Source organism: Serratia grimesii (assembly GCF_900186025.1).
Classification (GTDB): domain Bacteria; phylum Pseudomonadota; class Gammaproteobacteria; order Enterobacterales; family Enterobacteriaceae; genus Serratia; species Serratia grimesii.
The window spans coordinates 1,423,815-1,450,457 of the sequence record NZ_LT883155.1; the positions used below are offsets into that span (position 1 = coordinate 1,423,815).

The following is a 26,643-nucleotide window of genomic DNA, read 5'->3' on the forward strand; positions in this document are numbered from 1 at the left end:
GCTCTCAGTGCAAAACCCCGGCAGAGGCCGGGGTGTGTTTCTGCGGATGAACAATGATTATGACTGTTTAGCGCCAATCATGCCGGAACGCAAGGTCAGGCCGAAAACCAGCGCGGCGGACAGGGTGAGCGCGCCGCCAAACAGCATGGCGCTGCTGACGCCCTGCCAGTCGACCACTTCACCGCCCAGTAGAGCACCGGAGGCCAGTGCAATCTGGATCACGCAGACCAGCAGGGCCTGACCGGCTTCCGGAGCCTGGGGTACGGCGGCGAACATCCAGTTGGTGGCGCAGACCGGCACGGCGCCAAACGCCAGCCCCCACACCATGACCATCAGTGTGGCACCGGCGATACCGCTAAGGAACGGCGAAACAATCAGGATAGCGGCCAACATGGCGGTGATCAGGATAAAGGTGGCGCGCAGGCTGCGTTCGGCCAGTCGTTCACCGAGGAAGGTGCCCAGCAGACCAATGGCGCCGTAGGCCAGCAGTTGCAGCGAAATTGCCGACGGACTGAGGACAAACACCTGTTGCAGCAGCGGCTTCAGGTAGGTATAGGCGGCAAAGTGGCCGATAAACAACAGCACGATGGCAATCAGCCCGGTACGGGCCATCGGCAGGCGCAACGGTAACAGCAGATCGCTTACGGTGACCGGGCGAGTGGGGGGGACGGAAGTCAAAAGGCGCAGCTGCGCTAGCAGCACCCCAATCGCCAGCACCGCACTGCCAAAGAAGGCGGCGCGCCAGCCGAACAGGTCACCAATCAAGGCCCCTGCGGGGACGCCGCATACGGCTCCGACCGAAATACCGCTGAGGATCAGCGCGGTGGCGCGCCCCTGGCTGGCTTCCGGCACCAGATGGCGGCCATAGTTGGCGGCGAAGGCCCAAAAGCCGCCGACGCAGATGCCCAGTAACACGCGGCCCAGCAGCATCATGGGGAAGTTAACCGCCAGTGCGGAGACCAGATTGGAGATGGCCAGCAGTACGCTCAGCGCCAGCATCAGCAGGCGACGATCGAGCCGACCGGCTGCCAGGCTCAGTGCCGGTGCGGCGATCGCCGCGATAATGCCGGGCACGGTCACCATCAGGCCGGCTCTGCCGGTGCTGACATCCAGCGACGGCGCGATGTTGGTGAGCAGGCCGATCGGCAGAAACTCGGTGGTGACCATCACAAAACAGGCGACGGTGAGCGAAAAAATCGCCAGCCAGGCTGATGGTGCAGGTTTATCATTATTATTCAGCATAGTACCGCTCGTCCCAGGTGAATGCGTAAACCGCGCGGTGGGCACGGAGTGACAGAGATCACAATTTACGCAGGCATTGGCGGCGGATAAATCCGTTTGCGGTAGTTACACTGTTTCCGTGGGGGAACAATCTCGGGAGGCAAGCAGGGCGGTGATTGGCGCTAAAGTGTCAGGCTAAAGACGTAATCGGCATAAGATTATGCAAAGGGCGCAGCAAGCTGCGCCCGAGTAAAGATCACAACCCCGGGGCTTTCCACATCGAGGTGGTCAGGCCGTGGTCCACCAGCGTGAGCTGATCGGCATAGACCTGTTGCCAGGTCTCTTTTTGCCGCTGATACAGTGCATGATTGGCCATATCCGGCTGGTATTCTCGCTCCCAGCGCACCAGTTGCTCGCCGGTTTGCGCCAGAGATTCATACAGCCCGGCACCCACCCCGGCAGCAATGGCGCAGCCTAACGCAGTTGCTTCTTTCACGACGGGGACGCGTACTGTCAGGCCAGTGACGTCGCTGAGGATTTGGCTCCATAACTTGCCCTTTGAACCGCCGCCGGCGAACACCAGTGAATGCGCCTGCACGCCGGAAAAACGGGCGATCTGCTCCAGGTTGCAAGCCGATACAATAGCGGCGTTTTCTTCCAGTGCCCGGAACAGGGTCTGCTTATTACAGCGTTCCGGGTCGAGTGACAGGTTGATAAACGATGGTGCGGCGTGATACCAGGTTTTGAAATGCATGGCATCGGAAAATATCGGCATGACGCCGTAGGCACCAGGCGGCACTCGCGCCGCCATCTCTTCCAACAAACTGTATGCGTCTACGCCTAATCGTTCCGCCATCAGCTTTTCTTCGGCACAGAAGGCGTCGCGGAACCAGCGCATGGTCAACCCGGTGAAGAAGCTGATCGATTCTGCCTGCGCCATACCGGGAATAACATGTGGGTTGATGCGGATATTCATTTCTGGGTCAGTTGCCGGTTCCGGCAGATTGACGATCTGTTGCCAGAAAGTGCCGCCCAGTACTGCAGTTTGTCCGGCGTGTACGACCCCCAACCCCAGACTGCCCAGTTGCACATCTCCCCCCCCCATAACGACCGGAGTGCCACGCAGCAGGCCGCTTTGTTGTGCTGCCAGCTCAGTAATGTGTCCCAGCACACAGCCCGTCTCTTTCACTGGGGACAGCATGTCGGCACGCAGGCCGGCCATATCAAGCAGCGCAGGGCGCCAGTCGCGACTGACTAAATCCAGCATGCCGGTGGTCCCGGCATTAGAGGGATCTACCGCCAGTTCACCGCTCAGCATATTCGCCAGCCAGTCGCTGATCATGGTCAGCGTCGCCGCTTGTCGATAAATATCCGGTCGGTGATGCGCCAGCCACAACAGGCGCGGCATGGCACTCAATGCCAACGTTTGGCCTGAATACTGGTAAACCTCACGTTCGAAATTATGGTTATGCAGCTCTTTCAGTTCGCTGACTTCCTGACTGGCACGTGCGTCAACGTTGGCGCAGGCCCAGATAGGCGTACCGTTACGATCATAGAGCACGATGCCTTCGCGCATGGAACAGCAAGCTACGGAACGAATTGCCTGGCCAGTCAGGCCGGCATTTTGCAGTGCCTGACGGATGCACTGGCAGGTCAATTGCCAGTTGTGGGTGAGATCAAACTCCATTGAGCCGGGTACGTCAGGTACCGCCAAATGCCGCCATTCGGCCTGACCTTGGGCTATCTGGTTGCCTGCCAAGTCGAATATTACCGCGCGAATGCTACCGGTACCGGCGTCCAGCGCCATCAAATAGTTATCCATAGCTCACACTCTCTGGGGTTTGGATCTTAACTATAGATGTCGCGCACTTCACTCTTGTGGAGGAAGCGGAGAGGGGCGCGTGATTTGTGAACTGCACTGCAAAATTGCCGTTGCAGGGGGTAAATCGGCGGGAATAAATCTATGGTTGGAAAGCACATTGGCCTTCAAGGTGAAACAAGGAGCAGTCATGCACGTCACTCTGGTAGAAATTAACGTTAAACAGGACAAAATCGACGAGTTTATTGAAGTCTTCCGCGCCAATCACTTGGGGGCGATTGAGGAGCCGGGTAACCTGCGTTTTGACGTGCTGCAGGATGAAACTGTCCCGACGCGTTTTTATATCTATGAGGCTTACCGGGACGAGCAGGCCGTCGCCGCCCACAAAAAAACGCCACACTATCTGCAATGCGTGGAAAAGCTGGAAGCGCTCATGAGCGGCCCACGTAAGAAAACGACCTTTATCGGCTTAATGCCGGGTTAGGACGTAACGGTAGGGTAATTCTGTTCAATACAGTGAGTGCCTAAATCGTCAGTCTGGCATCTGTGAACTCTTTCTCAGGTGCCTGTAATGAATATCTATATTTCGATGGCCGCTTTTGCGCTGGCCTCCTCCATTACCCCCGGTCCGGTCAATATTGTTGCGCTGAGCGCCGGGGCGCAATTCGGTTTTAACGCCACCTTGCGTCATGTCTTTGGCGCCACACTGGGATTCACACTGTTGTTAATCCTGATAGGTCTCGGGCTGCACACGTTGTTGCTGTTGTGGCCGGTGCTGACGCAGGTGATCCAGTGGGCTGGCATCGCATTCTTGCTGTTTATGGCCTATCAATTGGGGTTTGATGACGGGCGGCTGGGTAACGGCAGTCAAGTGCACGCGCCGTCTTTTTGGTATGGGGCCCTTTTGCAGTGGCTAAATCCCAAGGCGTGGCTGGCTTCGGTAGCCAGTTTGGGGGCCTTTGTCGCCGACGGCGATCGGCTGTTGTTGTGGCAGTTCGCTGTGATTTACTTTGTGATTTGTTATGCGTCGGTGGCTTGCTGGGCCTATGTGGGTGCAATGCTCACAGGTCTGCTGCAACAGGCTCGTAATGTGCGGCGTTTTAATCGCTTGATGGCTTTGTTGCTGGCGGCCAGCGCCTGCTATTTGCTGGCCGACGGTGTTTAGCGTGGGTTTTGGTACTGACCGGGGGTTGCGGCCAACAGCAGCTTGAAGGTGCGTTGAAAGTGAGCCTGATCGGCAAAACCGCTTTCGCTGGCGGCTGCGGCAATCGGATATCCACGTTTCAGTAGCCGGTGGCCGAACTGAATGCGTTGATTAACCAGATAGGCGTGCGGTGTCATGCCATAACGTTGCTTAAAGGCGCGGATCAGGTAAGACGGTGAAAGTGACGCGGCCTGGCAGATGGCATACAACGTCAGCGGTTGGGTGCAGTGCGTGCTGATAAACGCCGCTGCTGTTTCCAGCCTGGGGTGCCCGGTTGTTGGCGGGCGAGCGTTACCCTGATGGATCTGCAGTTCAGAGAAATACTCTATCAGGGCAATGTGTTTTTCCAGATGGCAGCGTTGTGGGTCAATCAATAGCGCATAAAGCAGGTTCAGACCGTTGAACAGCGTAGGGGCACGACTGAGCACTGGGTTGAACGGGATAAAACCCCCTTCGCCACCGGTGATTTCTTGCTGTAATTTACCCAGCCATGCGGCATCAATATAAAACATGATGTATGACCAGCGCTGGTCACCGATTGGGTTACAGGCGTGGGCTTGCTGTGGGTTAATCATCACCACATCCCCGGTACTGACCTGCAACCGTTGGCTGCCGTTAATATAAATGCTGGTGCCATCAGTGATGGCGCCGATGGAAAAGATCTCATGGCTGTGCAGGGCGTAGCAGACCTTACGACCATCTTCAATGGCTCTGGCTTCCACAAAGGGGAGCTGTGGGTCACGCCAGAACTGCGGTATATGTGCGGTCATTGGCTTTCCTTTCTGGCGCGAGGGACTCGCTTGTTATAGCGTAAAATATGCGCTGGAGGGAATGTGATGATAATTTTTAATGTGTTCGGCCGCCTGCTGGGCGTTAAACGTGTGGGGACGCAATGGCAGTTATTTCGTGTGACACTGCCGGAACACAAGTATGCGCGCAGCTACGACATTGTGCTGCCAGATGAATTGACCGAGGATGAAATTGCCGGTTATCTGGGGGACATTTACCATGAGGCGGCGACTGAACGCCATCCTGACGTCTTCAGGATTGAATAGCCCCCGGTCACGGGTACATGACCGGGGCGGTGTTCAATCTTCTTCGTTACGGGCCATCAGCTGGCGTTGGTGCTCTTCACTTGCCGCCTGAATTTCTTCCAGAACTGAACCGACATCAGCGCGTTTATTGCTTTCGATAAACTTGCCTGTCAGCACGCTTGCCGGCGTCAGATTACCTTCTTGATACAGCGCCCAAATCTCTTTGGCGTACTTGCTGCCAAGCAGTTCAGGCGCATACTGGCCGTAATAATGCGACATGTTATTGATGTCGCGTTCGAACATGCTTTTGGCGTGGTTATTGGCGGCAGCGTCCACGACCTGCGGCAGATCGATAATCACCGGCCCATTTTTGTCCATGAGCACGTTGAATTCCGACAAATCGCCATGTACCAGCCCAGCGCACAGCATGCGCACCGCGTAGTTCATCATCAGTGCGTGATCGGCCCGTGCCTGTTCCGGCGTCAGGGTCACATCGCTCAAACGGGGCGCTACCAGGCCTTCTTCATCGGTAATGAGTTCCATCAGCAACACGCCATCCAGACAAATGTCGGGTTGTGGCACGCGCACGCCAGCTTTGGCGAGCAGATACAGCGCATCGACCTCGGTGTTCTGCCAGGCTTCTTCCTGCTGCTGGCGACCGAACTTAGAACCTTTGCTCATGGCACGTGCATCGCGGCTGTTACGTACTTTACGGCCTTCCTGGTAGTTCACGGCCTGTTTGAAGTTACGCTTGTCTGCTTCTTTGTAAACTTTGGCGCAGCGGATCTCTTCGCCGCAGCGCACGATAAAGACGTCGGCTTCTTTGCCACTTTTCAAACGGCGGATGACGTCGTCGATTAAACCATCATCTACCAATGGCTGGAGTCGTTTTGGAATTTTCATGCAGCCTTGTACCCTATTTAGGCTCCGGTGTGAATGGTTTGCTAAGGTGTTACCCTAATTTAGACCCGAAAGGCAAAATTTAGTTTGTTGCCGCCGCGACACATTGCCGCCGCGGCGCATTATCTACAGGGTTTCTGCCAGAACCCAAACGCTGACGCTGCCGCCGTTAACCGGAAAAGTAGCATTCCCGTGTTCGTCGGTGGTGACATCATCTTGCCGATGACCAAGCAGGTCACGCCAGTTTTTATGTGCCAGTTCAGCGCCCAACGAAACCGTTTTGCTGCTTTCAGCGCCATTGGTGAGCACCACGACGCAACCAGGGGCGTCAGCGGTACCGCTGCGACTGAAAGCCACGCAGTTTTTATCATCAAAATAATCGGTTTGCACGCCGTTGGCAAAGCGTTGTCGTGCTTGAATCAACTTTTCCAGTTCAGGGATAACCGGCATATCAATTTGGTATTCCTGGCCGTCGCTCCCTTTATCTTTATAACTGGCGCCGTACAGATCGGGATAGAACACACAGGGCACGCCTTGTTCGCGCAACAGGATCAAGGCGTAGGCCAGAGGCTTGAACCAAGGTTCGACCGGTGCTTCCAGTGATTGCAGCGGTTGCGTGTCGTGGTTGGCGACCAGCGTGACCGAATGTGCGGGATCGGCGGCGGTAAGGGTATCGGTGAAAATGTGCGCCATGTCGAACCCGTCCCCCTGCTTCGATGCCTGGTGAAACTTTAGGTGCAAGGCTACGTCGAACAGCATCACTTTGCCCTCGACCAGGTCAATATACTGCTGTAGCGCGGCCAAATCGTGTGACCAGTATTCGGCAACGATAAACAGATCACGTTGCGCGCTGTCGCGTACGTGGTCAGCCCATTCTTTAAAGAACCAGGCCGGAATGTGTTTAGCGGCATCCAGACGGAAGCCATCGCACGGCAAGGTTTCCATCAGCCACCGCGCCCAGTATTTCAGTTCTTCCACGACCGCTGGATTGCGAAACTCGACGTCGGCACCCATCAGGTAATCGTAATTGCCTTTTTCGTCGCCGACCTGATCGTTCCAGCCGTCGTCGCCATAGTCATTGGCGATTTTAAATACGCCTTTTTGATCGGGTTGTTCAACATAATCAACGCCACCAAAGCAGGTGTAATCCCAAATGAACTTAGAGTAGGTGCCTTGTCGGCCGGGGAAGGTGAAGCGGGTATAGGCCAGCGCATCGAAGCCCTGATCGTTAATATCATTGCGATTGTTGGCGTCCGCTTTATACACGTGCACCTGTTCTTTCTCGTCGGCACCGAGTTTATGATTGAATACCACGTCATAAATCACTCGCACGCCATTGTCGTGTAACGTTGTGGCAGCATGGGCCAGCGCCTCTTTGTCACCGTATTTGGTGGCGCGGCTGCCTTTTTGATCGAACTCGCCTAAATCGAATAAATCGTAGCTGTCGTAACCGACCGAGTAGCCACCGGAGGCGCCCTTATAAGCAGGGGGGAGCCACAGATCGGTAATGCCCAACTCGGCAATATGTGCAGCGCGTTCGGCGGCTTCCTGCCATAACTTACCGCCGTCGGGGTAGTACCAATGGAAAAACTGCAGCAACGTGGTTTTTTTCGTCATGAGCCAGCGTCCCTATTTGCCAAAAGAAGGTGCAAGATGAGCCGCAACCCATCCCATCCTGTTACAGCATGGGCTACTTTTGGCAAAAGGGAAACTCGGTTCGGGCGGCCGGATGTGCCGCCCTGAAGGTTAACGCTGGCTGGCGTAATGCGGTGAGCGCGGGCCATACAAAATGGCACCGTTTTTACCGTTTGCCGACAGTAGGCGCGTATTGGCAATAGCGCCGATATCGAAGCCTTTGTCGCTGATGGTATCGGCGATTTGCGCGATGGCCGCGCTGATCACCATAGCCAGCAGACCGCCACCGGAGTTGTTGTTATTTTCGTTGCTGGAGGCAGTGGCGCTGCCAGCCCAAAGCTGTTTACCGTTACGCAGATCGACCAACCTGGCGTTTACGGTGACGCGTGTTTCACTGCTAATCACTACATAGCTGGTGCCATATTGAATGACGTCCAGATACAGCACCGCGTCGGCACCGAAGATCTGATGCAACTTTTGAATGCTGACTGCGCGGATATCGTTGGCGTTAGTCAGGCCATTTTGCTGGAACGTTTCCTCGACCACGGCGACGGGCAGGACATAGTAACCGGCTTCCGCGAGCGGTAGCGTAGTGCTGGCAAGCACGCTGTGGCTGGCTTTGACATCCGGCGACTGATTGACCGGTGGCAGTATCAGGATTGATTTCGGCTTGCTCTCGTGGAACGCAGCATAATCGTAAGGAGCCTGTTTGGCGCAACCGCTCAGCAGCAGGGTGACAGCGATACCGAAGAAACCTAATGCACGTTTCATTTAAAGCTCCCCTTATCCTTGGCCATCAGGAAATTCATAAACGGCGCCGATTCCGGGAACAGTGATTTTTCCGTATTGAATTCGGTCATGGCGTGCTCGGTATTACCGGTTTTGCTGTACAGCAGGCCCAATTGCGCATGCAGGCCTGGCGGTACGGCTTTATTCTTGGCGCGAGATTTTTCAACGATTTCTTTTAGCGTCAAAATCTGTTGCTCAGGGCTGAGGCCATCCTGCTGGTAATATTGATAAATCGAGGTTTGGTAGCCATCCCAGTTGTAGAGCGTTTTTGGCGCGGCACAGCCGGCCAGCAGGGTTGCTGCGACCAGCACCCCACCCATTTTTTTAGTTATCATGTTTCTGCTTCTATTCCGTTAGTTAGCAGGGCGCCATGCGCCACTTTCGATACCGGCAACCAGGTTATTGACTGCTTCACGTACTGCCAGATCCAGAACTTTACCGTTGAGAGTGGAATCGTAGCTGGCGGTGCCGCCGAAGCCGATGATTTCACGGTTGGACAGCTGGTACTCACCGGCACCTTGCGTGGAGTAAACCACTTCTGAGGTTTGCACGTTGACCACATTCAAATTGACCTTGGCATAGGCCACCTGTGTTTTGCCGCGTCCCAGAATGCCCCACAGTTGGTGATCGCCCACTTCTTTACGGCCGAACTCGGTAACATCACCTGTGATCACGTAGTTTGCGCCTTTCAGCGTCTGGGTTTTGCCTTGAATGCCGGCTTCAGTTTTCAGCTCATCCATATTGGCGCGATCCAGGACGTTAAAACGACCGGTCTGCTGCAGATGGGTGATCAGAATGGTTTTGGACTGGTTACCCAAACGATCGACGCCATCGGAGAAAATACCGTTCATATAGCTGGAACGATTATCGAATTTGCCGACGGAAATAGGGCTGCGTTGACCTTGATAGCTGGTGTTGTAGGACGCCACTTTAGGTACGTCCAGTGAACGCGAGGATTCTGTGGCACACCCGGCCAGCAGGCTGACAGAAAGGGCGACTGAACAGATAACGAGTGATTTATTCATTGAAGTGCAATCTCTCCATGATGATAAAACAGCATAAGACATACCGCCTTACGCCCACCGTTTAAACAGATGGGGGGAATAACTGTGACTATTTAAACGCCGTAATCCTGCCATGGATGTGTAACAAAATACAACTTAATATCGACATAATGGTTGTTATTAGAGGTTTAATAACTCATTTAAATACAATGGATTGAGCAAGTGTATTATTCATATTTTATCTGCTTTGCTTTATTGTCTACTTTTTGACTGATTAATTATTTATTTAATTTAAGTTAATTGGTTTTTTATTTTTTCAATTTAGCTAAATGAAGAAGGTAATTCTGTTAGCCCTGTCGTAGGAGCGTCGATGTTATGTCGGATCAATATTTATCCCTTATCAAATATCCGTTATGGTAGTGAAAATTAGGTAACACTATCAACTAACTGATGGGGTTCACTGCCCACAGAGACAGGATGATTGACTATGGACATCAGAGATTTCAGGGCGTTGTCACGCAATCTGGTTAGAGAGCTGGGCATGTTGAATAAACAGAGCAATGGGTCGCGTTTTTCACCGTTGCAGATCCACATTCTGATTGAGGTCAGCACGTTGCCACTGGGCGTTACCGATCTGGCAACCCGTTTGTGCATTGATAAAGCCAGCGCCAGCCGGGCTGTGCGTAGTCTGGTTGCCGCCGGCATGATTGAGGCTGTGGATTATCCCCATGATAAACGACACAACCTGAATCAGCTCACTAAGCTGGGGCGTAAAACGCTGGCGTCGATTGATGCTAATGCCGACGGTTTTATGCAGGATGCGTTGGCGCAGCTGGACGACGATGAATTGGCTGATACGACTGCGGCGATGAAAAAGATGGCTGCGGCATTACGCAGTGCTCGCAAACAACGTGAGGCTGCCTTGCAGGTTCGTCCAATAACCGAGGCGGATGACGCAGCGATGGCGGGTATTATTTGTGCGGTATTCCGCGAGTACGGCATGGACAAAATGGACGGTGTTAGCCTGCACGATCCCGACCTGGATCGACTGACGGGCGTTTATCACGATCAGGGCGGCAAGTATTGGGTGCTGGAACAAGAAGGAAAGGTGGTGGGCGGGGTTGGCATCGCACCCTTGGTGGGTGGGGATGCTGGTTACTGTGAGTTACAAAAACTGTTTTTCAAACCCAGCGTTCGTGGGCTGGGTATGGCGCGCTATATGGTTGTACAGGCACTGAAAACGGCGCGTGCAGCAGGGTTTCGCTATTGCTATCTGGAAACAACTGAACAATTGAAGGAAGCACTGGGATTATATCGTGCGCTGGGCTTCACTTTGTTGACGGAGAAGCGTGGTAATACCGGCCATCACGGTTGCAATATCTACATGCTGAAGGATCTGCAAAGCGACTGAATACTGCCGCAGATTACATAAAACAAAAGGCGGCCAAGGCCGCCTCTTTGCACAATTGCTGAATCAGCAATTAATTGTAGATGATCGCAGTACCGTGCAGTTTGTTGTCGCCGGTTGTTGAGATGATCTGGAATGATTTAGCGCCCGCTTCATCTGCTTTGGCCGCCAGCTTGTTTTCCAGGCTGGTCAGGTCGGAAGCACCACTGACGGTAACCACGCCGACTTTTTGCAAATCTGTCGGTTGAGCGTTAACCAAGTCTGCGGCGAAGCTGCCGAAAGAGGCAGAAGCAAGTGCGATAGCAGCGATGGTGATTTTCAGGTTTTTCATGATCTTATTTCCTATCTCAATATTCTGTACGATGTTTTTTTGTTGGGTCGTTAAATTAATTAACGATCGATAATTTAATGTTAGACGCCTGTTCGGCGGTTTGCAACTATTTTTTTAGTGTTCGTTAATTAATTCTTTTTTTGCCTTCTTTCGACGAGACGTCAGTCACGATCATCTAGGCAACGAATGAAGTCTAACTGATTGTTATTGATAAATTACTGCGGTTCCGTGAAGTTGGTTATTACCCCCGGCTCCAATGATGCGGAATGATTTTGCACCGGCTGCATCAGCTTTGGCCGCCAAACTGGCTTCCAGAGAGCTGAGATCGGAAGCGCCACTGACGGTGATCACACCTGATTCCTGCTGATTTGCTGGTTGGTTATGGACCTGGTCAGCTGCGAAGCTGCCGAAAGAAACCGAGGCCAGAGCGAGAGCTGCAAGAGTCATTTTTAAGTTTTTCATGATGTTAATTCCTATGCTAGAAGCGTAAACTGAGTGAATCAATGTGTGTCGTTATTATTACTTAACGATCGATAATTAAATGTTAATCGCTTCTCGACGGGAGCGCAATATTTTTTTATAATGATCGTTAATTTAATTCGTGAGCCCTGCTGCGGGGCAGGATAAGAGAGGGTCTATGAGTATCAATGAAGACGTCTGCGCCAAAAAAACGCGTGGCAGACCGAAACAGTTTGATCGTGACCGTGCGCTGGATAGTGCACTCGATCTGTTCTGGCGGCATGGTTATGAATCTACGTCGCTGTCCGATCTGGTCGAGGTGACTGGGGCCAAAGCGCCGACGCTGTATGCGGAGTTCGGCAACAAAGAAGGGTTATTCCGCGCTGCAGTGGAACGTTATCTGCAAAAATACACCACCTGCACTAATCAACTGTTGGAGCGGGATCTGCCGGTCGCTGAAATCGTGGAAGCCTATGTGCGCTCTTCGGCGGAGGTGTTTACCGATCCGGATACGCCTTCTGGTTGCTTTATGGTGTGTGCGTCTGCGGCACTGTCATCATCATCTGATGACGTCGCCGAGATGCTGCGCAAGAAACATCATTCGAATGAAGCCAGCCTGCGCGCCTGCTTTGACCGTAAGGTGCAGCAGGGGGAGCTATTGGCGAAAACCGATACCGCACTGTTGGCCAAATATATCGTTTGTACCATCGAAGGGATGTCAGTTCAGGCGCGTGAAGGGGCAAGCCGTGAGGATTTATTCCGTTTGCTGGATGCATTGATGCTGGTATGGCCGCGCCTGAGTCAGGTGGGTAATAAAGTCTAGGGAAGGGCGATACGGTTGAATAAGGCTAAAGGCCGCATTGCTGCGGCCTTGCTTTGTATTACTGGTTTACGGGGATCACTGCGCCTTGGTATTTTTGGCGGATGAAGTCCTGAATCGCTTTGGAGTGCAGCACTTTTACCAGTGCCACAATTTCGGGTTTATTCACGTCGGCTTTATGCACGGTGATGATGTTGGCATAAGGATTGTTTTCACCGCTTTCGACCGCGATCGGGTCTTTGGTCGGATTCAGCCCTGCATCGATGGCGTAGTTGGCATTAATCACCACGGCATCCCCTTCATCATTGTTGTACATCTGCGGCAACAGTGCGCCTTCCACGTTTGCCAGGAACTTCAGATGTTTCGGGTTTTCCACCACGTCGGAGATGCGCGCATCGACCTTGTTTACGCCGGGTTTCAGCTTAATTACGCCTTCCTTCTCAAAGATTGACAGAATACGCCCTTCTTCTGCCACGGCATCACGCATGATGATTTTGCCGTTGTCTGGCAGATCCTTCAGGCTTTTATACTTCTTGGAGTAAATGCCGATCGGCTCGATATGGATGGCGCCAGCGCTGACGAAGTCGTAGCTCTTATCACCAGCATGATCCTTCAGCACCGAATTTAGATATGGCACATGCTGGAAATAGTTGGCATCAATGTCGTGGCTGGCCAGCGCGGTGTTTGGCAGGATGTAATCCTGGAAAGGCTTAATCACCAGATCAATGCCTTCTTTTGCCAAAATCGGTTTCGCTTGTTCGAGGATTTCTGCGTGCGGCACATTGGACGCGCCGACCACCAGCTTGGTTTCTGCCGCTGCACTAAAAGAGGCCAGTGCAGTCAGAGAGGCGAAAGCCAGCATCATCATTTGCTTTTTCATCATCATTATTCCCTGGTTATTTATCGTTTATCGAGCATTGTTGTAATGGTGTCGCCGATGAATTGGATAACGAAAACGATCAACAGGATCGTCAACGTTGCCACCAGCGTTACGTCACCGTGATTGCGTTGAAAACCTTCCAGATAGGCCAAATTACCCAGACCACCCGCGCCGATTACACCAGCCATCGCGGTGTAGCTCACCAGGGCTATCAGCGTGACAGTCATACCGGAAACCAATGCCGGGGAGGATTCTGGCAGTAGCACGCGGAAGATAATGGTGCTGGTTTTAGCGCCCATGGAACGGGCTGCTTCAATAACCCCTTTGTCTACCTCACGCAGACCAATCTCAACCAGTCGCGCGTAGAATGGCGCTGCGCCAACAATCAGCGCTGGCAGCGCAGCATCGGCCCCTAAAATGGTACCGATCAGCGTCTTGGTAAATGGAATTAGCAACACAATTAAAATGATGAATGGAATGGAGCGGAACACGTTGACCAGCACTGAGATTAGCGAGTAGACGACGCGGTTTTGCAGTAACTGCCCACGTGAGGTCAGGAACAAAAGCACGCCCAATACAATACCAAGCACCAGCGTTGCCAACCCGGCAATGCCCGTCATATACAGGGTTTCCCAGGTGGCGTTCAGCAGTTGGTCAATACGCAGATGAGGGAACAGTGATTCAATCATGTTTAATGACCTCAACGGCGATCTCTTGTGCTTTCAGTAAGTTCAACATGCTGTCGATTTGCAGATCGTTGCCCTCGGCGTGGATATACAGCTCACCAAAGGACCCATTCAGGGTTTGGCTTATTTTGCCGTGCAGGATGTTAATGCTCACCTTGTAGCGCAGGATCACATCTGAAATCACGGCCTGATGGGTTTGTACACCGACAAACGTCAACTTGAAGATTGCACCTGGCAGATGTTGCGCGAGCAGCGGATTGAAACTTTCCTCTGTTTCTTGGTAATGCGAGACCTGCCTGACGAACTGTTGGGTAATCAGCTGCTGTGGCCGGGTGAAAACAGTGATCACCGGGCCTTCTTCGACGATACGGCCGTTTTCCATGACGGCCACGCGGTGGCAGATTTTTCGCACCACGTGCATTTCATGGGTAATCAGCACAATGGTCAGGTTCAGTTTGCGATTGATATCCAACAGCAACTCAAGAATCGAATCGGTAGTCTGAGGATCGAGCGCCGAGGTGGCTTCATCACACAGCAGAACCCCTGGGTTATTGGCTAATGCGCGGGCGATGCCGACACGCTGTTTTTGCCCGCCGCTGAGCTGTGACGGGTAAGCATCTTCGCGGCCTTGCAGACCAACCAGTGCGATCAGTTCTGCCACTCGCGGTTTAATCTGTGCCTTGGGTACGCCGGCAATTTGCATTGAGAACGCGATGTTCTGGCTGACGGTACGTGACCACAACAGATTGAAGTGCTGAAACACCATGCTGATTTTCAGCCGTGCCTCGCGCAACGCGTTACCTTTGGCGCCGCCGATATCGAAACCATCGACCTGAATGCTACCGCTGGTGGGGGACTCCAACCCGTTAAGCAAACGGATCAGGGTACTTTTACCGGCACCGCTGTAGCCGATAATGCCGTAGATCTGCCCGGCTTCTACCGCAAGGCTCACATCATCCACCGCGACAACGCGGCCCTGTGTGCTGTCAAAAGTTTTGCAAACGTTCGAAAGAACGATCATAGAGAAGCGAATCCTTATTAATACATCGCAGCATTCCGCCTGGAACGCGTAACACCGGACAGGGTTCGGTTTCTGGGAATAAGAGGCAGGCGGGACGTCTGTTGCTGGTGAATACAGGGCAATCCTACCGGGGGTTGATAGTGACAGGAAGAATGTAAATTCTATTAGTTATTCTGATTTGATATATAAAATGATGAGCAGAAGTGATGGGAAAATAGCGGTCAGCGTGCACGCTGACCGCTTGGAGTTATTTAACGTTTGTTCAGTTTCATGTGCAGTAACGGGAAGGGATTACCCTGACCGTCGAGCGCAGAGCGCCCCGTAATTTCAAAACCGTAGTGGCGGTAAAAACCGCTGGCCTGCGGGTTTTGCTCATTGACGTCCAACTGCAATTCGTTATGTAACGACTCGGCGTGTGTCAGTAGTGCTTTGCCAACGCCTTTGCCACGTTGCTCAGCATCGATAAACAACATCTCTACCTTATTGCCATCCAACCCGATAAAACCGCAAGGATGCCCGGGCCGATCCTCCGCAACCCAGACGTTGACCGACGGCAGATAGTCGTTGAGTACCAGCGGGTAAAGCTGGGCGATGTTTTCTTCAGTGAGAAAATGGTGGGTGGCGCGTACCGAACGCTGCCAAATCTCCGCCAGTTGCGCATTATCTTCCGCTGCGCGTGCTCTGATAGTGATCATAGAAATCCCCATGATTGAACCCATTAATTTTAAACGCGCCCCCACAGTTTGGCGACGGTCAGGGCGATAAAAGCTTCCAGTTTGGGTGACTGTCGTCGTTCAGGCAGATAGACCAAATGCATCGATCGCGGTTGTGGTGAATAGTCGGGTAACACCTGTATTAATCGGCCGGCGGCGATATCGTCATCCAGCAACATGCTGGCATGTAACACAACGCCAAAACCGGCGAGCGCTGCCCGACGCACCCCTTCGCCAGAGTCCATCCGCAGACGTGGCCTTACCGGCACGCTGATTTCCCCTTGTGGCCCCTGCAACCGCCAAACGTGGTTGCCATCCCACTGGCTGAAACCAAAACAGCTGTGCGTGCTGAGTTGTTCCGGTCGCTTTGGTGCTCCATGCTTTGCTAAATAGTCCGGCGAGGCAGCCAATGTCATGCGGTAATCGGGCAAGGCACGTGCGACCAAGCCATCATCCGCCACTGGCCCAATGCGAAACGCGGCTTCGTAGCGTTCCTCAATCAAGTCCACCTTACGATCCGACAGCACCACTTCGGCTTCTACTTCCGGGTGGTGCTGGAGGAATTCGGTCAGGATCGGCGTTAAAACGCGGTTGCCAAACGTAACGGGCGCACTGATGCGCAGTAGACCACTGGGGGAACTCAACAGGGCCCGTGCACTTGCTTCAGCGGCATCGGCATCGGCCAGCAGGCGGCGGCAGCGTTCATAGAACACCCGACCGGCCTCGGTCAGCCCTTGCCTGCGGGTGGTTCGGTTCAGCAGTGGTGCATTCAGCCGGTGCTCCAGGTGGCGGATATGTTTGCCAACCATGGTTGGGGAGATAGCCATCTCCTCGGCCGCGGCGACAAAACTGCCTTTTTCCACGACTCGTACAAACACCGCCATGCTGGTTAATCGATCCATTATAAACCCCTGGTGTTTTCTGAACGCTCTGTGGGCCACTTTGCTTGATTATAGCGCTTTGCGATAATCATTCTATCGACCGTCAGTGCGTTATTGGCGGAAATTTCCCGGAGCAGCAACATGCATGCATTAGCGTTTGAACAATTTGGCGGGCCAGACGTGCTCGAATACCTTGAACTGCCGACGCCTGCGGTAGCGGCGGGCGCGGTGCAGGTGCGAATGGGGGCTGCCGGGTTGAATTTTGCCGATATTTACCGTCGCAAGGGCAATTACGTACTGCATGGCAATCCGCCACATATTGGCGGTTACGAAGGTGTGGGCACCATTATTGCTGTGGGTGCCGGTGTCAAAGGTTGGCAGGTAGGGGAGCGAATTGGTTTTGCTGATGTGCCTTTCTGCCATGCTACGCGCATCAATGTGCCGATAGAACATGCGTTACGGCTGCCGCAGGCGCTAAGTGACGTAGAAGCCGCGTCTATTTTGTTGCAGGGGCTGACGGCACAATATCTGATTAATGACAGCGTGCAGGTAAAAGCGGGCGATCGTACATTGGTGCATGCAGCGGCTGGCGGTGTTGGGCAAATCCTTACTCGCATGCTGGTTGCACGGGGTGCGCAGGTTTACGCTGTGGTGTCTTCGGCACATAAACAACAGATTGCTATGAATAACGGCGCAGCAGCGGCCTTCACCTATCAGCAAGACTGGGTTGCGCAAATTGCCGCGTTGACCGACGGCGGCGTGGAGTATGGTTTTGACTCGGTGGGTATCACATTGCAACAGAGCATTGACGCACTGCGCCCCGGTGGTCGTGTGGTGACTTTTGGGATGGCGGGCGGTGAGGCCCCGGCAATTTCTGCATATAGCTTGATGATGGACTCCAAAGGCGTAGTCGGTGGCGACCTCTGGACGTATCTCAACAGTGGCGAAGCGCGACGTGATCGCGCCGAACGCTTGTTCAGCAGCTGGCAGAACGGCGAATTTGCTGTGCCGCATATCGAAACCTTCCCACTTAGCGACGGGGCGGCGGCCCATCGTCGACTGGAAGACCGTAGTTTTGCCGGCAAAATTGTCTTGCTCAACGATCGCGACCCGCAGAGTTAAAAGCGCCGCTTGCCGACATGCTACACTGACCGCCGAAAGGTAAGCGGGGTCAGCAGGATGGAAGTCATACGCGCAGCAATAGAAAAACAGGTGATCAGTCTGACCGGGCTGGCTCTCGGCGGTATCGATTTTGAAAATCCGCCGGGTGATCCGGGCCTGTTTGGTCCACAGTCGGTCATCTGGCGAGTACACAGTGACTTTACCTCTATGTTGTGCGGCGGTGTCAGCGCCTTGTTATTGCAGATGCTGCACCCCTTGGCGCTGGCCGGGGTGTGGGATCATTCCAACTTCCGTGACGATATGCTTGGCCGTTTGCGACGTACCAGCCAGTTTGTGTCTGTCACCACCTTTGGCCCTACCGCAGAGGCCGAACGGTTGATCGCCAAAGTGAAAGCGATTCATCTGAAGGTCAACGGGATCAGTAGCGACGGCAGGCCCTATGCCGCCAGCGATCCTGACTTACTCACTTGGGTACACGTGGTGGAAAGCAGCTGTTTTTTGGCCAGCCATTTGCGCTATCGCAACCCCCATCTCTCCCGAGACCAGCAAGACCGCTATTACGGTGAATCGGCGCGTGTAGCTGCCGCCTTGGGTGCGCGCGATATTCCTACCTCCTGTACCGCGGTGGAGGATTACCTGCAAAGGATGCGGCCTCAGTTGGTGTGCGATCAACGCACGCGGGAAGTGGCGCGCATTCTGCTGGCAGCCCCGGCACCGAGCACGCTGGCGCGGCCCTTTGGTGCCCTGGTGATGCAGGCGGGTATCGATTTGTTGCCGGATTGGGCGCAACAGCAGTTTGGTTTTTATCCCAGTGCATTGCGGCAGCGGCTGGTGCGAGTCGGTGCCGGTGGCGTCGGTAAAGTGCTGCGTTCTTCGATGCGTAACGGTTCCTATCAGCGAGCCTTACGCCGAATTGGCCGGTCTGCCTGAGTCATCACACACTATAATTGTCATCAATAACCCAATGTTTAGGACCACTTTTGAGACTTTTACGGGTGATCCTGTCGCTAATGCGCTTTACACTGGGCACAAGCCAAATTCCATTTTATTTAGCGTGCAGCATTATTCTGCGCCTTGACCCTATTTGAGGTTATATGAACGAGTCACACGTACTTGCTGAAGTCAGTAATGAGAACCAGACGCTGGTGGCGGTGGTTCAGCAAGATAGTCGGGCTGCCTATTTTTATATTTATCCTTCAGAAGAAAATAGCGAACGTTTTCAGGTGCGTGCCTGCTGGTTGCGCAACCTGGCGGCTGCGCCACTGCAAGAAGACAGTGCAGCACTGGCGCTGGGCCAGCCACCGATGCTGGCGGCTGAATTTTGCCGCAATCTGGAAGGCGAAGCGCCATTGAATCCGGAAGGATTGATGGTGGTCTGGACAGAGAGTGATGACGGTGCGGCGCTGTGGTATTACGGTCAATTGTTGGCGGTGATCCCTGGCTGGAGTCTGTATATCGACCATTCGGTATGCTATTCCGCCAGCTGTATCAAAGAGAGCCCGTTGGCTTATCCACTCGGATCCGCGTCGACCAATACCCAGTATGCGCTGGCGGAAAACACCCGTCAGTTCTGGCGCAGTTGGCAGCGGGAAGAGGGTAACCCATGGCCAAAAATGCAGAACGACTATCAGGCGATTTACGATCAGCATTTTGGCCCTTCGGTTAAATACTATGCGATCGATCAGGGTAAATGGCCACCGATGGCGATTACTCAGCATGAGCGTGATGGTATCTACTATTTTCTCACCATGGGTGTCAGCATCCGACCGATGCCGTGGGTGGAGATTTTGTTTAATGACGACGCGTCCCGCTATCGCCGTATGGAAATGGGCATCGCCATCGATGGCCAGTACATGAACGAAGAGAATGCTGTGCAGATGGCCAGCGCACTGGCCGGGTTCGCCCATGCGCCATGGGCTAAAATTACCTGGTTTGGCGAAGGTCATACTCTGGAATCGGAGGTGGCACCTCAGGGTTATGAGGGCTACGTGCTGTCCTCCTCGTTTTACCCCTATAGTGAACATCTGAACCTGCCGAAACAATATGGCGACCCGGTGAATATTTTTTGGGCCAGTCCGGTATTTGAAGCCGAGCGCCTGCTGGCGCACGCGACGCCGAATGGCGGTCACGATCTGGTGAATAAGCTGCGTGAACAGGGGGTTGACCATATCTTCCGCCCACGCCAACCGGTATGCTAATTTCCGATTCTATTCACGGGGGTTATCATGAAGTCAGCGCTGTTGATTATTGATGTGCAGAAAGGATTATTTACGCCGCCGCCAGCAGATGCCGAGGCGACGATTGATCGCATTAACAGCTTGAGCACCGCTGCCCGTCGGGCCGGAGTACCTGTAATTTTTATCCAGCATCAGACCCCGGACGACGAGCTGGCGCACGGCAGCGATGCCTGGCAGATTGACCGCCGTTTGCAAGTGAAAGACGGCGATCATCGGGTGGAGAAAACCACGCCGGACTCCTTCCTGCGGACCGGGCTGGGGCCGTTGCTGGTGGCTAATGGTGTTTCGCACCTGGTGGTCTGCGGCTACTCCAGCGAGTTTTGCGTCGACACCACCACCCGTCGTGCCGCTGGGTTAGGCTACCCGGTGACGCTGGCCGCCGATGCACATACCAGTCACGACAAAGCGCACGCGACCGGTCAGCAGATTCGTGATCATCACAATGCCACGTTATCTAGCATCGAAAGTTTCGGCGTACTGATCAACGCACTGCCGACGGCGGAAATTCACTTCTGAGCGCCGGATAAAAAGCGGGCCCGATATATGCGTTGGGCCCGCTAACGTTATTTCAATCCCGCCCTGCGTGCTGCCACTTTGGCCAGCGCTGACCAGTCCAAATCTGCATCGCCCTGCGCCACCGCATCAAGGAAGTTGTCCTTCAACACGCTGGCGAACGGCATGGGGGTGTGGCTGTTGGCACCGGCCTCCAATGCCAGGCTCACGTCTTTCATACCCAGGCTTAATTTGAAGCCGGCCGGTTCGAACTTCTCTTCGGCAATCAGGGAACCATAACCCTTGTAGGCCGGGGAAGCGAACAGGGTGCTGCTGAGCATTTGCAGATAATCCGCGCCGGAAACCCCATAGTTGCGCACCAGCGCACTGCCTTCGGCCATCGCTTCAATCGCACTGGCCAGCGTGAAGTTGGCGGCGATTTTGACGATATTGGCCTGTTCGGGCTGTTCGCCAAAATGCCAGGTCTGCTGGCCGAGTACCTCAAACAGCGGCTGCACTTTGGCGATCAGTTGCGCATCGCCTGCCGCCAGAATGTTCAGCTTACCGGCTGCGGCAACGTCTACCCGCCCCAGTACCGGTGCGGCGATATAGCCAATATTGTGCTGCGCGTGCAACGCAGCCAGTCGCTTGGCCAGTGCGACCGAGACCGTCGCCATGTTGATGTGGATGGTTCCCGGTTGCAGTCGTTGCAGCAACCCGCTTTCCACCACCACCTGTTCGGTCGCGGCGTCATTTGCCAGCATGGTGATCAGCACATTCACGTCGGCCAGTTCATCAGCCCGCTGTACCTGCTGGGCTCCGGCGGCGGCCAACGGTTGTGCTGCCTGAGGGGAGCGATTCCATACTTTCAGCGTATAGCCCGCTTGTAACAGATTGGCAGCCATCGCGCTGCCCATACCGCCAAGTCCGGCAAATCCTATCTTCATACTGCGTTCCTTTTTCAGGTTGGATCCCTTCACCCTAACGCGATGGGCCAGGAACGCAAATGGCGCAATGTAACGCTTTCTTAACCGACCCGCGCGCCGCCGTTAATCGAGGTGATGGTGCCGGTAACGAACGAGGCTTCTTTTGACGCTAACCACAGTGCGGCGCTGGCGATGTCTTCTACCCGGCCGGTGCGGCCCATCGGCGTTTCAGCGGCGATGGCGTCAATGCGATCCTGCGGTAGCCCGGTGCCGAAGAAGCGAGTATCGGCGATAAAGCCCGGCGCAATGGCGTTGACAGTAATCCCCAACTCGCCAAGTTCACGCGCCAAACTGAGGGTAAAACCCTGCACGCCGGCTTTGGCGGCGGAATAACCTAATGCACCCGCGCTGTCGCTGCCGCATTGGGCGGCAATCGAGCTCAGATTAATGATGCGGCCGCCCGGTTTGCTCAGGTGTGGCAACATCGCCAGGGTAAACAGGAAGGTACTTTTCAGATTCCCTTCGATCACCGCATCCCATTCTTGTTCGGCCTGCGCCAATGGCGTATCGGCGGCAATGACCCGGGTAAATCCGGCGTTGTTGATCAGGACATCTACCGTACCGAGATCGGCTGCCAGCTGAGCGACGACGTCCTCCACTGGTCCGCGGCGGCTCAAGTCCGCCGAATAGTAGCGGGTAGCGGGGCCAATTTCCTGCGCTGCCTGCTGCAGGCGTTGCGGATCGCGCGCCACGATGGCGATACGGTAATCCTGTTGCGCCAGTTGTTGAGCGATGGCCAGCCCAATGCCGCTGGAACCGCCGGTAACAATTGCTGTACGTTGCGTCATTATTGTTCTCCTTTCTCGCCGAGCGCACCGGAATGGCGCAGCACTGTGCGGTAGGGAAAGTATTGGCTTTTGCAATTGATACATCCAATACTCTATTTATGACTTCAAAATACGAAAAAGGTATTGCGTGATTGAACTACGTCAACTGCGGCAATTTGTCGCCGTCGCGGAAGAAATGAGCTTTCATCGCGCCGCCGAGCGCTTGCATATGGCACAACCCCCACTGACTGCCGCTATCCGAAAGATTGAGCAGGAACTGGGCGTGATCCTGCTGGAACGCGGCAACCGCGTCACCAGGATCACCGAAGCGGGGCAAGTGTTTCTGATTGAGGCGCGGCGTACGCTGGCACAGTTTGAACGTACCCTCGGCAATACCCGACGTGCGGCACTTGGTCTGACGGAATCGCTGCGTCTGACCTTCGTCGACAGCACGGTAAACGCTCTGTTGCCGGGCATCCTGCGGCAGTTTCGCCTGGCGCATCCGCATGCGGAGTTTCACCTGCAGGAGGCGACAACCGCCGAGCAACTGATCGCCCTGCGCGATGACCGTGCCGACCTTGGCATGGTGGTGCTACCGATAACGCCGCAAGAGGGCTTGCAGATCCTGCCTTTCCTGTACGATCGCATGGTGCTGGCATTGCCGGAGAACCACCCGCTGGCGGCGCAGCAGCAAGTGACGTTGAGCAGCTTGGCCGAGCAACCCTGGGTGCTGTTTCCGGCGCATTACGGCCCCGGTATGCACACGGCGATCCTGCAGGCCTGTGCGGTAGCGGGATTCAGTCCGCGTATCGTGCAGGAGGCGCGACAGATGCAGACCATCGGCGGGCTGGTGGCGGGCGGTGTGGGGATTGCGTTGATGCCGGCCCTGTTTGCACGGTTGCAATCCCCCGGCGTGGTGTTCCGCGAACTGAGCGGCACAGGCAGCCCGGTATCCTATACGTTGGCGCTGGCGTGGCGCACGGCTTCGCCGCTGACCGAAGCTTTTTGTCGTATTGCCGCTGAACAGGCGCTGAATTGGCAACCTGCGGTGATTGACAACCCGCATACCGGGGGGATACCTTAAAAGCATGAATATACCGATGCAATCCACACTCAATCAGTCTTGGTGGCGCCTCTTCTAAAGGCGGCACGGGTATTCACACCTCTTTTTTAATGCCGCCGGTTCTGGCGGCATTTTTATTGCGTTGTTCCGGCGGTTTTTGACTTTTAGGAGCAATGCAATGAGCTATACCATTCTGACCGGCGATCGTCCCACCGGATCCCTGCATTTAGGTCACTACGTCGGGTCACTGCGCCAGCGCGTTGAGCTGCAACAGCAGCATCAGCAAACGGTATTGGTGGCCGATTTACAGGGGCTGACCGATAACGGCAGCAATCCGCAAAAAATCAGCACCAATGTGCTTAATCTGGTGGCTGACTATCTGGCGGTGGGTATCGACCCGCACAAAACCACAATTTGCCTGCAATCTGCACTGCCTGCGTTGGCGGAACTGACGATGTATTACCTTAATCTGGTCAGTGTGGCGCGGCTGGAACGCAATCCGACGGTGAAAAGTGAAATCCTCGAAAAGGATTTTTCTCGCAGCCTGCCGGCCGGTTTTCTGGTCTACCCGGTTAGCCAGGCGGCGGACATTACCGCCTTTGGTGCCACTCACGTGCCGGTCGGCGACGACCAACTGCCGATGCTGGAGCAAACCAACGAGATCGTCCGGCGTTTCAATCGCATTGCCGGCCAAGCGGTATTGACGGAATGCCAGCCTTTGCTGAGTAACGTGAGCCGTCTGCCGGGGTTGGACGGGCAGGGCAAGATGTCGAAGTCGCGTGGCAATACCATCACCTTGGGTGCCGATGCCGACCAGGTGCATAAGGCGGTAATGAGCATGTTTACCGATCCGGGTCATCTGAACGTCAACGATCCTGGCCGGGTTGAAGGCAATATGGTGTTCACCTATTTGGATGCTTTCTGTGAGGATGCTGCGTTGGTGGCAGAGCTGAAGGCACATTACCGCCGTGGTGGGTTAGGAGATATGAAAATCAAACGTCTGTTGGAAGATTGTCTGCAAAGCTTGCTGGAGCCGATCCGCACCCGACGAGCGGAATACATGGCCGACAAGGGCGAATTGCTACGCATTCTGCAACAGGGCACTCAACGTGCCGACCAGATCAGTCGACAAACGCTGGGGCAGGTGAAGGCCGCTCTGGGGCTGGATTTCTTTACTCTGAATTGATCAAGCTCATCACCGGGATGCTTCCGTCATCCCGGTGATGAGCTTGATCACGCGTCATTTCCCAGCCATAAAACCATCATCCCGTTGTCACAAAGTTATTCGTTAATAGGTGCCCATAATGATTAGCCACTGAAACCAGAGAAATCATATGGCTCAGGCACTGTTAAAACTTGCACCGACTGACTTTCCAGGGCAACAAGCGATTCCATCTCGTAAGGTGTTATCGGTAAAAGGCTTAGGTAAAGCATATAAATCTCAGCAACGGGTATTGGACGATATCAATTTCGATCTGCACGTTGGTGAGTTTGTTGCGGTGATCGGGCGTTCCGGCGCCGGTAAATCCACGCTGCTCCATACCTTAAACGGGACGATTCCTTCGAGCTGTGGCGAGATGCTGCATTTTGAGGACGATGGCGTAGCGCAGGATATCGCCCAGCTTTCCGCCCGTCAGATGCGTCAGTGGCGTGCCCGTTGCGGCATGATCTTCCAGGACTTCTGCCTGGTACCACGGCTGGATGTGATGACCAACGTGCTGTTGGGCCGTCTGAGCCACACCTCTACCCTTAAATCCTTCTTCAAAATGTTTGATGACGCCGACCGTGCTCGTGCTATCGAACTGTTGCAATGGCTCAATATGCTGCCGCATGCCCTACAGCGTGCCGAGAACCTGTCAGGTGGCCAGATGCAGCGTGTGGCGATCTGCCGTGCGCTGATGCAAAACCCCAAAATCCTGCTGGCCGATGAGCCGGTAGCGTCACTCGATCCGAAAAACACCCGTCGCATTATGGATGCGCTGCAAAAAGTCAGTGAAAACGACATTGCGGTCATGGTGAACCTGCATTCGGTCGAGCTGGTGAAAGAATATTGCACCCGGGTGATCGGCATTGCCCAGGGCAAGATCGTGTTTGACGGGCACCCTTCGCAATTGAACGAACGGATATTGCACCAGCTGTATGGCGAGGACGCCAATCAGATCCATTGAGTATTTCTTCACTTTTACCTTTACACACACAAGGCATCGTAATGAAAAAAGTATTGAGTCTGACCACCCTGATGGCTGGCGCGATGATGGTCTTTAATGCAACGGCAGCGGATGCACCTAAAGTACTGAATCTGGGTATTCTCGGCGGGCAAAACGCCACCCAGCAGATCGGTGATAACCAGTGCGTGAAGCAGTTCCTGGATAAAGAACTGAACGTGGACACCAAACTGCGTAACTCTTCTGACTATTCCGGCGTGATTCAGGGCCTGCTGGGCGGCAAGATTGATCTGGTGCTGAGCATGTCACCGTCGTCATTTGCGTCGGTGTACATCAAGGATCCGAAAGCCGTAGACATTGTGGGTATCGCGGTTGATGACGTTGACCAGTCACGTGGTTATCACTCGGTTGTGATCGTTAAAGCCGGCAGCCCGTATAAAAAGCTGGAAGACCTGAAAGGCAAAGCTGTTGGTTTCGCCGATCCGGATTCCACTTCCGGCTTCCTGATCCCGAATCAGGAATTCAAGAAACTGTTCGGCGGTACCGTCGACAACAAATACAACAACACTTTCTCTAGCGTCACCTTCTCTGGCGGCCATGAGCAAGATGTCCTCGGTGTGTTGAATGGTCAGTTCGAAGGTGCCGTAACCTGGGCGTCGATGATCGGCGACTACAACACCGGTTACACCAGCGGCGCGTTCACCCGCATGATCCGTATGGATCATCCAGACCTGATGAAACAGATCCGCATTATCTGGCAGTCGCCATTGATCCCGAATGGCCCGATCCTGGTAAGCAACGCGCTGCCAGCGGAGTTCAAAGCCAAAGTTGTCACCGCGATCAAGAAGCTGGATAAGGACGACCACCAGTGCTTTATCAAAGCGATGGGCGGCAAACAGCACATCGGTGAAACGACGCTGGCAGAGTACCAGAACATCATTGATATGAAGCGTGAGCTGACCAAAGGCGACCGTTAATCATCGGATTACGTCCTGACCGATCCAAA

At 54.3% G+C, this 26,643-nt stretch carries 30 protein-coding genes; 13 read left to right on the forward strand and 17 right to left on the reverse strand.

Going from position 1 to position 26,643, the window contains the following annotated elements; translation table 11 throughout:
- Positions 1-57: 57 nt before the first annotated feature.
- Positions 58-1,242: an MFS transporter gene (locus SGBXF1_RS06670; RefSeq protein ID WP_174353096.1), complete on the reverse strand. Its 1,185-nt coding sequence runs from the start codon at positions 1,240-1,242 to the stop codon at positions 58-60.
- Positions 1,243-1,477: 235 nt separating this feature from the next.
- Complete coding sequence (lsrK, locus tag SGBXF1_RS06675; RefSeq protein ID WP_186428018.1) at positions 1,478-3,043, reverse strand: autoinducer-2 kinase; 1,566 nt, start codon at positions 3,041-3,043, stop codon at positions 1,478-1,480.
- Between the two features lie 187 nt (positions 3,044-3,230).
- Between lsrK and lsrG the strand changes: the two genes are divergently transcribed.
- Both lsrG and SGBXF1_RS06685 read left to right on the forward strand, forming a co-directional pair.
- Positions 3,231-3,524 carry a (4S)-4-hydroxy-5-phosphonooxypentane-2,3-dione isomerase gene (gene lsrG, locus SGBXF1_RS06680; protein WP_061806960.1) on the forward strand — a complete coding sequence of 98 codons (294 nt, stop codon included), beginning with the start codon at positions 3,231-3,233 and terminating at the stop codon, positions 3,522-3,524.
- An 87-nt stretch (positions 3,525-3,611) separates the two neighbouring features.
- Positions 3,612-4,205: a LysE family translocator gene (locus SGBXF1_RS06685; RefSeq protein ID WP_130379675.1), complete on the forward strand. Its 594-nt coding sequence runs from the start codon at positions 3,612-3,614 to the stop codon at positions 4,203-4,205.
- On the opposite strand, the gene SGBXF1_RS06690 is transcribed toward SGBXF1_RS06685, so the two are convergent.
- On the reverse strand, positions 4,202-5,014 hold the full coding sequence (locus tag SGBXF1_RS06690; protein ID WP_186428019.1) for an AraC family transcriptional regulator: 813 nt from the start codon (positions 5,012-5,014) through the stop codon (positions 4,202-4,204). The two genes, SGBXF1_RS06685 and SGBXF1_RS06690, sit on opposite strands and share 4 nt — an antisense overlap.
- Positions 5,015-5,080: 66 nt before the next feature.
- Between SGBXF1_RS06690 and SGBXF1_RS06695 the strand changes: the two genes are divergently transcribed.
- Positions 5,081-5,299, forward strand: coding sequence for a DUF7661 family protein (locus SGBXF1_RS06695; protein ID WP_037425135.1), 219 nt, complete (start codon positions 5,081-5,083; stop codon positions 5,297-5,299).
- A 33-nt stretch (positions 5,300-5,332) separates the two neighbouring features.
- Here the strand turns inward: SGBXF1_RS06695 and SGBXF1_RS06700 are convergent, their stop codons facing one another.
- The 5 genes from SGBXF1_RS06700 to SGBXF1_RS06720 all read right to left on the reverse strand — a co-directional run bounded on the left by SGBXF1_RS06700 (position 5,333) and on the right by SGBXF1_RS06720 (position 9,627).
- Positions 5,333-6,181 carry a PA4780 family RIO1-like protein kinase gene (locus SGBXF1_RS06700; RefSeq protein ID WP_037425137.1) on the reverse strand — a complete coding sequence of 283 codons (849 nt, stop codon included), beginning with the start codon at positions 6,179-6,181 and terminating at the stop codon, positions 5,333-5,335.
- 123 nt (positions 6,182-6,304) lie between these two features.
- The gene (amyA, locus tag SGBXF1_RS06705; protein WP_061806964.1) at positions 6,305-7,795 is read right to left on the reverse strand and encodes an alpha-amylase; all 1,491 of its coding nucleotides are present in this window, start codon (positions 7,793-7,795) and stop codon (positions 6,305-6,307) included.
- 129 nt (positions 7,796-7,924) lie between these two features.
- Positions 7,925-8,584, reverse strand: a complete 660-nt coding sequence (locus SGBXF1_RS06710) for a DUF799 domain-containing protein (RefSeq protein WP_130379681.1) — start codon at positions 8,582-8,584, stop codon at positions 7,925-7,927.
- Positions 8,581-8,937, reverse strand: a complete 357-nt coding sequence (locus SGBXF1_RS06715; RefSeq protein ID WP_037425143.1) for a DUF4810 domain-containing protein — start codon at positions 8,935-8,937, stop codon at positions 8,581-8,583. Before SGBXF1_RS06715 ends, SGBXF1_RS06710 begins: the two co-directional genes overlap by 4 nt.
- Positions 8,938-8,955: 18 nt before the next feature.
- Positions 8,956-9,627 (reverse strand): CsgG/HfaB family protein, encoded by a 672-nt coding sequence (locus SGBXF1_RS06720; protein ID WP_061806966.1) that lies wholly within the window; start codon positions 9,625-9,627, stop codon positions 8,956-8,958.
- Positions 9,628-10,093: 466 nt separating this feature from the next.
- On the opposite strand from SGBXF1_RS06720, the gene SGBXF1_RS06725 reads away from it, so the two are divergent.
- On the forward strand, positions 10,094-11,017 hold the full coding sequence (locus tag SGBXF1_RS06725; protein WP_037425149.1) for a bifunctional helix-turn-helix transcriptional regulator/GNAT family N-acetyltransferase: 924 nt from the start codon (positions 10,094-10,096) through the stop codon (positions 11,015-11,017).
- A 70-nt stretch (positions 11,018-11,087) separates the two neighbouring features.
- Here the strand turns inward: SGBXF1_RS06725 and bhsA (SGBXF1_RS06730) are convergent, their stop codons facing one another.
- Both bhsA (SGBXF1_RS06730) and bhsA (SGBXF1_RS06735) read right to left on the reverse strand, forming a co-directional pair.
- Positions 11,088-11,345, reverse strand: a complete 258-nt coding sequence (gene bhsA / locus SGBXF1_RS06730) for a multiple stress resistance protein BhsA (RefSeq protein ID WP_037425152.1) — start codon at positions 11,343-11,345, stop codon at positions 11,088-11,090.
- Positions 11,346-11,549: 204 nt separating this feature from the next.
- Positions 11,550-11,807, reverse strand: coding sequence for a multiple stress resistance protein BhsA (bhsA, locus tag SGBXF1_RS06735; protein WP_037425155.1), 258 nt, complete (start codon positions 11,805-11,807; stop codon positions 11,550-11,552).
- A gap of 175 nt (positions 11,808-11,982) precedes the next feature.
- On the opposite strand from bhsA (SGBXF1_RS06735), the gene SGBXF1_RS06740 reads away from it, so the two are divergent.
- Positions 11,983-12,627, forward strand: a complete 645-nt coding sequence (locus SGBXF1_RS06740; protein WP_037425157.1) for a TetR/AcrR family transcriptional regulator — start codon at positions 11,983-11,985, stop codon at positions 12,625-12,627.
- A gap of 58 nt (positions 12,628-12,685) precedes the next feature.
- On the opposite strand, the gene SGBXF1_RS06745 is transcribed toward SGBXF1_RS06740, so the two are convergent.
- The 5 genes from SGBXF1_RS06745 to SGBXF1_RS06765 form a co-directional block, all read right to left on the reverse strand.
- A complete protein-coding gene (locus SGBXF1_RS06745) occupies positions 12,686-13,507 on the reverse strand; it encodes a MetQ/NlpA family ABC transporter substrate-binding protein (RefSeq protein ID WP_390899942.1) in 822 nt (273 codons plus the stop codon).
- Between the two features lie 17 nt (positions 13,508-13,524).
- A complete protein-coding gene (locus SGBXF1_RS06750; RefSeq protein WP_037425159.1) occupies positions 13,525-14,193 on the reverse strand; it encodes a methionine ABC transporter permease in 669 nt (222 codons plus the stop codon).
- Entirely contained in the window at positions 14,186-15,211 is a 1,026-nt protein-coding gene (locus tag SGBXF1_RS06755) for a methionine ABC transporter ATP-binding protein (RefSeq protein WP_186428020.1), read from the reverse strand. Before SGBXF1_RS06755 ends, SGBXF1_RS06750 begins: the two co-directional genes overlap by 8 nt.
- 251 nt (positions 15,212-15,462) lie before the next feature.
- A complete protein-coding gene (locus SGBXF1_RS06760; protein WP_037425165.1) occupies positions 15,463-15,906 on the reverse strand; it encodes an acetyltransferase in 444 nt (147 codons plus the stop codon).
- Positions 15,907-15,935: 29 nt separating this feature from the next.
- Positions 15,936-16,826 carry a LysR family transcriptional regulator gene (locus SGBXF1_RS06765; RefSeq protein ID WP_061806971.1) on the reverse strand — a complete coding sequence of 297 codons (891 nt, stop codon included), beginning with the start codon at positions 16,824-16,826 and terminating at the stop codon, positions 15,936-15,938.
- 120 nt (positions 16,827-16,946) lie between these two features.
- Between SGBXF1_RS06765 and SGBXF1_RS06770 the strand changes: the two genes are divergently transcribed.
- The 4 genes from SGBXF1_RS06770 (at position 16,947) to SGBXF1_RS06785 (ending at position 20,680) form a co-directional block, all read left to right on the forward strand.
- The gene (locus tag SGBXF1_RS06770; protein ID WP_037425169.1) at positions 16,947-17,927 is read left to right on the forward strand and encodes a quinone oxidoreductase family protein; all 981 of its coding nucleotides are present in this window, start codon (positions 16,947-16,949) and stop codon (positions 17,925-17,927) included.
- A gap of 57 nt (positions 17,928-17,984) precedes the next feature.
- Positions 17,985-18,857: an oxygenase MpaB family protein gene (locus SGBXF1_RS06775; RefSeq protein ID WP_186428021.1), complete on the forward strand. Its 873-nt coding sequence runs from the start codon at positions 17,985-17,987 to the stop codon at positions 18,855-18,857.
- A gap of 164 nt (positions 18,858-19,021) precedes the next feature.
- A complete protein-coding gene (locus SGBXF1_RS06780; RefSeq protein WP_037425173.1) occupies positions 19,022-20,125 on the forward strand; it encodes a suppressor of fused domain protein in 1,104 nt (367 codons plus the stop codon).
- A 27-nt stretch (positions 20,126-20,152) separates the two neighbouring features.
- Complete coding sequence (locus tag SGBXF1_RS06785; RefSeq protein WP_037425175.1) at positions 20,153-20,680, forward strand: cysteine hydrolase family protein; 528 nt, start codon at positions 20,153-20,155, stop codon at positions 20,678-20,680.
- Between the two features lie 47 nt (positions 20,681-20,727).
- Here the strand turns inward: SGBXF1_RS06785 and SGBXF1_RS06790 are convergent, their stop codons facing one another.
- Both SGBXF1_RS06790 and SGBXF1_RS06795 read right to left on the reverse strand, forming a co-directional pair.
- Positions 20,728-21,603, reverse strand: a complete 876-nt coding sequence (locus SGBXF1_RS06790; protein ID WP_037425176.1) for an NAD(P)-dependent oxidoreductase — start codon at positions 21,601-21,603, stop codon at positions 20,728-20,730.
- Between the two features lie 80 nt (positions 21,604-21,683).
- A complete protein-coding gene (locus tag SGBXF1_RS06795; protein WP_186428022.1) occupies positions 21,684-22,430 on the reverse strand; it encodes an SDR family NAD(P)-dependent oxidoreductase in 747 nt (248 codons plus the stop codon).
- 127 nt (positions 22,431-22,557) lie between these two features.
- Between SGBXF1_RS06795 and SGBXF1_RS06800 the strand changes: the two genes are divergently transcribed.
- From SGBXF1_RS06800 to phnD, 4 genes are all read left to right on the forward strand, one after another.
- Positions 22,558-23,493 carry a LysR family transcriptional regulator gene (locus SGBXF1_RS06800; protein WP_186428023.1) on the forward strand — a complete coding sequence of 312 codons (936 nt, stop codon included), beginning with the start codon at positions 22,558-22,560 and terminating at the stop codon, positions 23,491-23,493.
- 157 nt (positions 23,494-23,650) lie between these two features.
- Positions 23,651-24,658 carry a tryptophan--tRNA ligase gene (gene trpS, locus SGBXF1_RS06805; RefSeq protein ID WP_037425185.1) on the forward strand — a complete coding sequence of 336 codons (1,008 nt, stop codon included), beginning with the start codon at positions 23,651-23,653 and terminating at the stop codon, positions 24,656-24,658.
- A gap of 148 nt (positions 24,659-24,806) precedes the next feature.
- On the forward strand, positions 24,807-25,640 hold the full coding sequence (gene phnC / locus SGBXF1_RS06810) for a phosphonate ABC transporter ATP-binding protein (RefSeq protein WP_037425186.1): 834 nt from the start codon (positions 24,807-24,809) through the stop codon (positions 25,638-25,640).
- Positions 25,641-25,681: 41 nt separating this feature from the next.
- On the forward strand, positions 25,682-26,614 hold the full coding sequence (phnD, locus tag SGBXF1_RS06815) for a phosphonate ABC transporter substrate-binding protein (protein WP_037425188.1): 933 nt from the start codon (positions 25,682-25,684) through the stop codon (positions 26,612-26,614).
- The last annotated feature ends 29 nt before the right edge of the window (positions 26,615-26,643 follow it).

What these genes read in the sequence shown, in the direction of transcription:
- SGBXF1_RS06670 (WP_174353096.1), bottom strand. Translation starts at nt 1,242, where the DNA reads ATGCTGAATAATAATGATAAACCTGCACCATCAGCCTGGCTGGCGATT.
- lsrK (WP_186428018.1), bottom strand. Translation starts at nt 3,043, where the DNA reads ATGGATAACTATTTGATGGCGCTGGACGCCGGTACCGGTAGCATTCGC.
- lsrG (WP_061806960.1), top strand. Translation starts at nt 3,231, where the DNA reads ATGCACGTCACTCTGGTAGAAATTAACGTTAAACAGGACAAAATCGAC.
- SGBXF1_RS06685 (WP_130379675.1), top strand. Translation starts at nt 3,612, where the DNA reads ATGAATATCTATATTTCGATGGCCGCTTTTGCGCTGGCCTCCTCCATT.
- SGBXF1_RS06690 (WP_186428019.1), bottom strand. Translation starts at nt 5,014, where the DNA reads ATGACCGCACATATACCGCAGTTCTGGCGTGACCCACAGCTCCCCTTT.
- SGBXF1_RS06695 (WP_037425135.1), top strand. Translation starts at nt 5,081, where the DNA reads ATGATAATTTTTAATGTGTTCGGCCGCCTGCTGGGCGTTAAACGTGTG.
- SGBXF1_RS06700 (WP_037425137.1), bottom strand. Translation starts at nt 6,181, where the DNA reads ATGAAAATTCCAAAACGACTCCAGCCATTGGTAGATGATGGTTTAATC.
- amyA (WP_061806964.1), bottom strand. Translation starts at nt 7,795, where the DNA reads ATGACGAAAAAAACCACGTTGCTGCAGTTTTTCCATTGGTACTACCCC.
- SGBXF1_RS06710 (WP_130379681.1), bottom strand. Translation starts at nt 8,584, where the DNA reads ATGAAACGTGCATTAGGTTTCTTCGGTATCGCTGTCACCCTGCTGCTG.
- SGBXF1_RS06715 (WP_037425143.1), bottom strand. Translation starts at nt 8,937, where the DNA reads ATGATAACTAAAAAAATGGGTGGGGTGCTGGTCGCAGCAACCCTGCTG.
- SGBXF1_RS06720 (WP_061806966.1), bottom strand. Translation starts at nt 9,627, where the DNA reads ATGAATAAATCACTCGTTATCTGTTCAGTCGCCCTTTCTGTCAGCCTG.
- SGBXF1_RS06725 (WP_037425149.1), top strand. Translation starts at nt 10,094, where the DNA reads ATGGACATCAGAGATTTCAGGGCGTTGTCACGCAATCTGGTTAGAGAG.
- bhsA (WP_037425152.1), bottom strand. Translation starts at nt 11,345, where the DNA reads ATGAAAAACCTGAAAATCACCATCGCTGCTATCGCACTTGCTTCTGCC.
- bhsA (WP_037425155.1), bottom strand. Translation starts at nt 11,807, where the DNA reads ATGAAAAACTTAAAAATGACTCTTGCAGCTCTCGCTCTGGCCTCGGTT.
- SGBXF1_RS06740 (WP_037425157.1), top strand. Translation starts at nt 11,983, where the DNA reads ATGAGTATCAATGAAGACGTCTGCGCCAAAAAAACGCGTGGCAGACCG.
- SGBXF1_RS06745 (WP_390899942.1), bottom strand. Translation starts at nt 13,507, where the DNA reads ATGATGAAAAAGCAAATGATGATGCTGGCTTTCGCCTCTCTGACTGCA.
- SGBXF1_RS06750 (WP_037425159.1), bottom strand. Translation starts at nt 14,193, where the DNA reads ATGATTGAATCACTGTTCCCTCATCTGCGTATTGACCAACTGCTGAAC.
- SGBXF1_RS06755 (WP_186428020.1), bottom strand. Translation starts at nt 15,211, where the DNA reads ATGATCGTTCTTTCGAACGTTTGCAAAACTTTTGACAGCACACAGGGC.
- SGBXF1_RS06760 (WP_037425165.1), bottom strand. Translation starts at nt 15,906, where the DNA reads ATGATCACTATCAGAGCACGCGCAGCGGAAGATAATGCGCAACTGGCG.
- SGBXF1_RS06765 (WP_061806971.1), bottom strand. Translation starts at nt 16,826, where the DNA reads ATGGATCGATTAACCAGCATGGCGGTGTTTGTACGAGTCGTGGAAAAA.
- SGBXF1_RS06770 (WP_037425169.1), top strand. Translation starts at nt 16,947, where the DNA reads ATGCATGCATTAGCGTTTGAACAATTTGGCGGGCCAGACGTGCTCGAA.
- SGBXF1_RS06775 (WP_186428021.1), top strand. Translation starts at nt 17,985, where the DNA reads ATGGAAGTCATACGCGCAGCAATAGAAAAACAGGTGATCAGTCTGACC.
- SGBXF1_RS06780 (WP_037425173.1), top strand. Translation starts at nt 19,022, where the DNA reads ATGAACGAGTCACACGTACTTGCTGAAGTCAGTAATGAGAACCAGACG.
- SGBXF1_RS06785 (WP_037425175.1), top strand. Translation starts at nt 20,153, where the DNA reads ATGAAGTCAGCGCTGTTGATTATTGATGTGCAGAAAGGATTATTTACG.
- SGBXF1_RS06790 (WP_037425176.1), bottom strand. Translation starts at nt 21,603, where the DNA reads ATGAAGATAGGATTTGCCGGACTTGGCGGTATGGGCAGCGCGATGGCT.
- SGBXF1_RS06795 (WP_186428022.1), bottom strand. Translation starts at nt 22,430, where the DNA reads ATGACGCAACGTACAGCAATTGTTACCGGCGGTTCCAGCGGCATTGGG.
- trpS (WP_037425185.1), top strand. Translation starts at nt 23,651, where the DNA reads ATGAGCTATACCATTCTGACCGGCGATCGTCCCACCGGATCCCTGCAT.
- phnC (WP_037425186.1), top strand. Translation starts at nt 24,807, where the DNA reads ATGGCTCAGGCACTGTTAAAACTTGCACCGACTGACTTTCCAGGGCAA.
- phnD (WP_037425188.1), top strand. Translation starts at nt 25,682, where the DNA reads ATGAAAAAAGTATTGAGTCTGACCACCCTGATGGCTGGCGCGATGATG.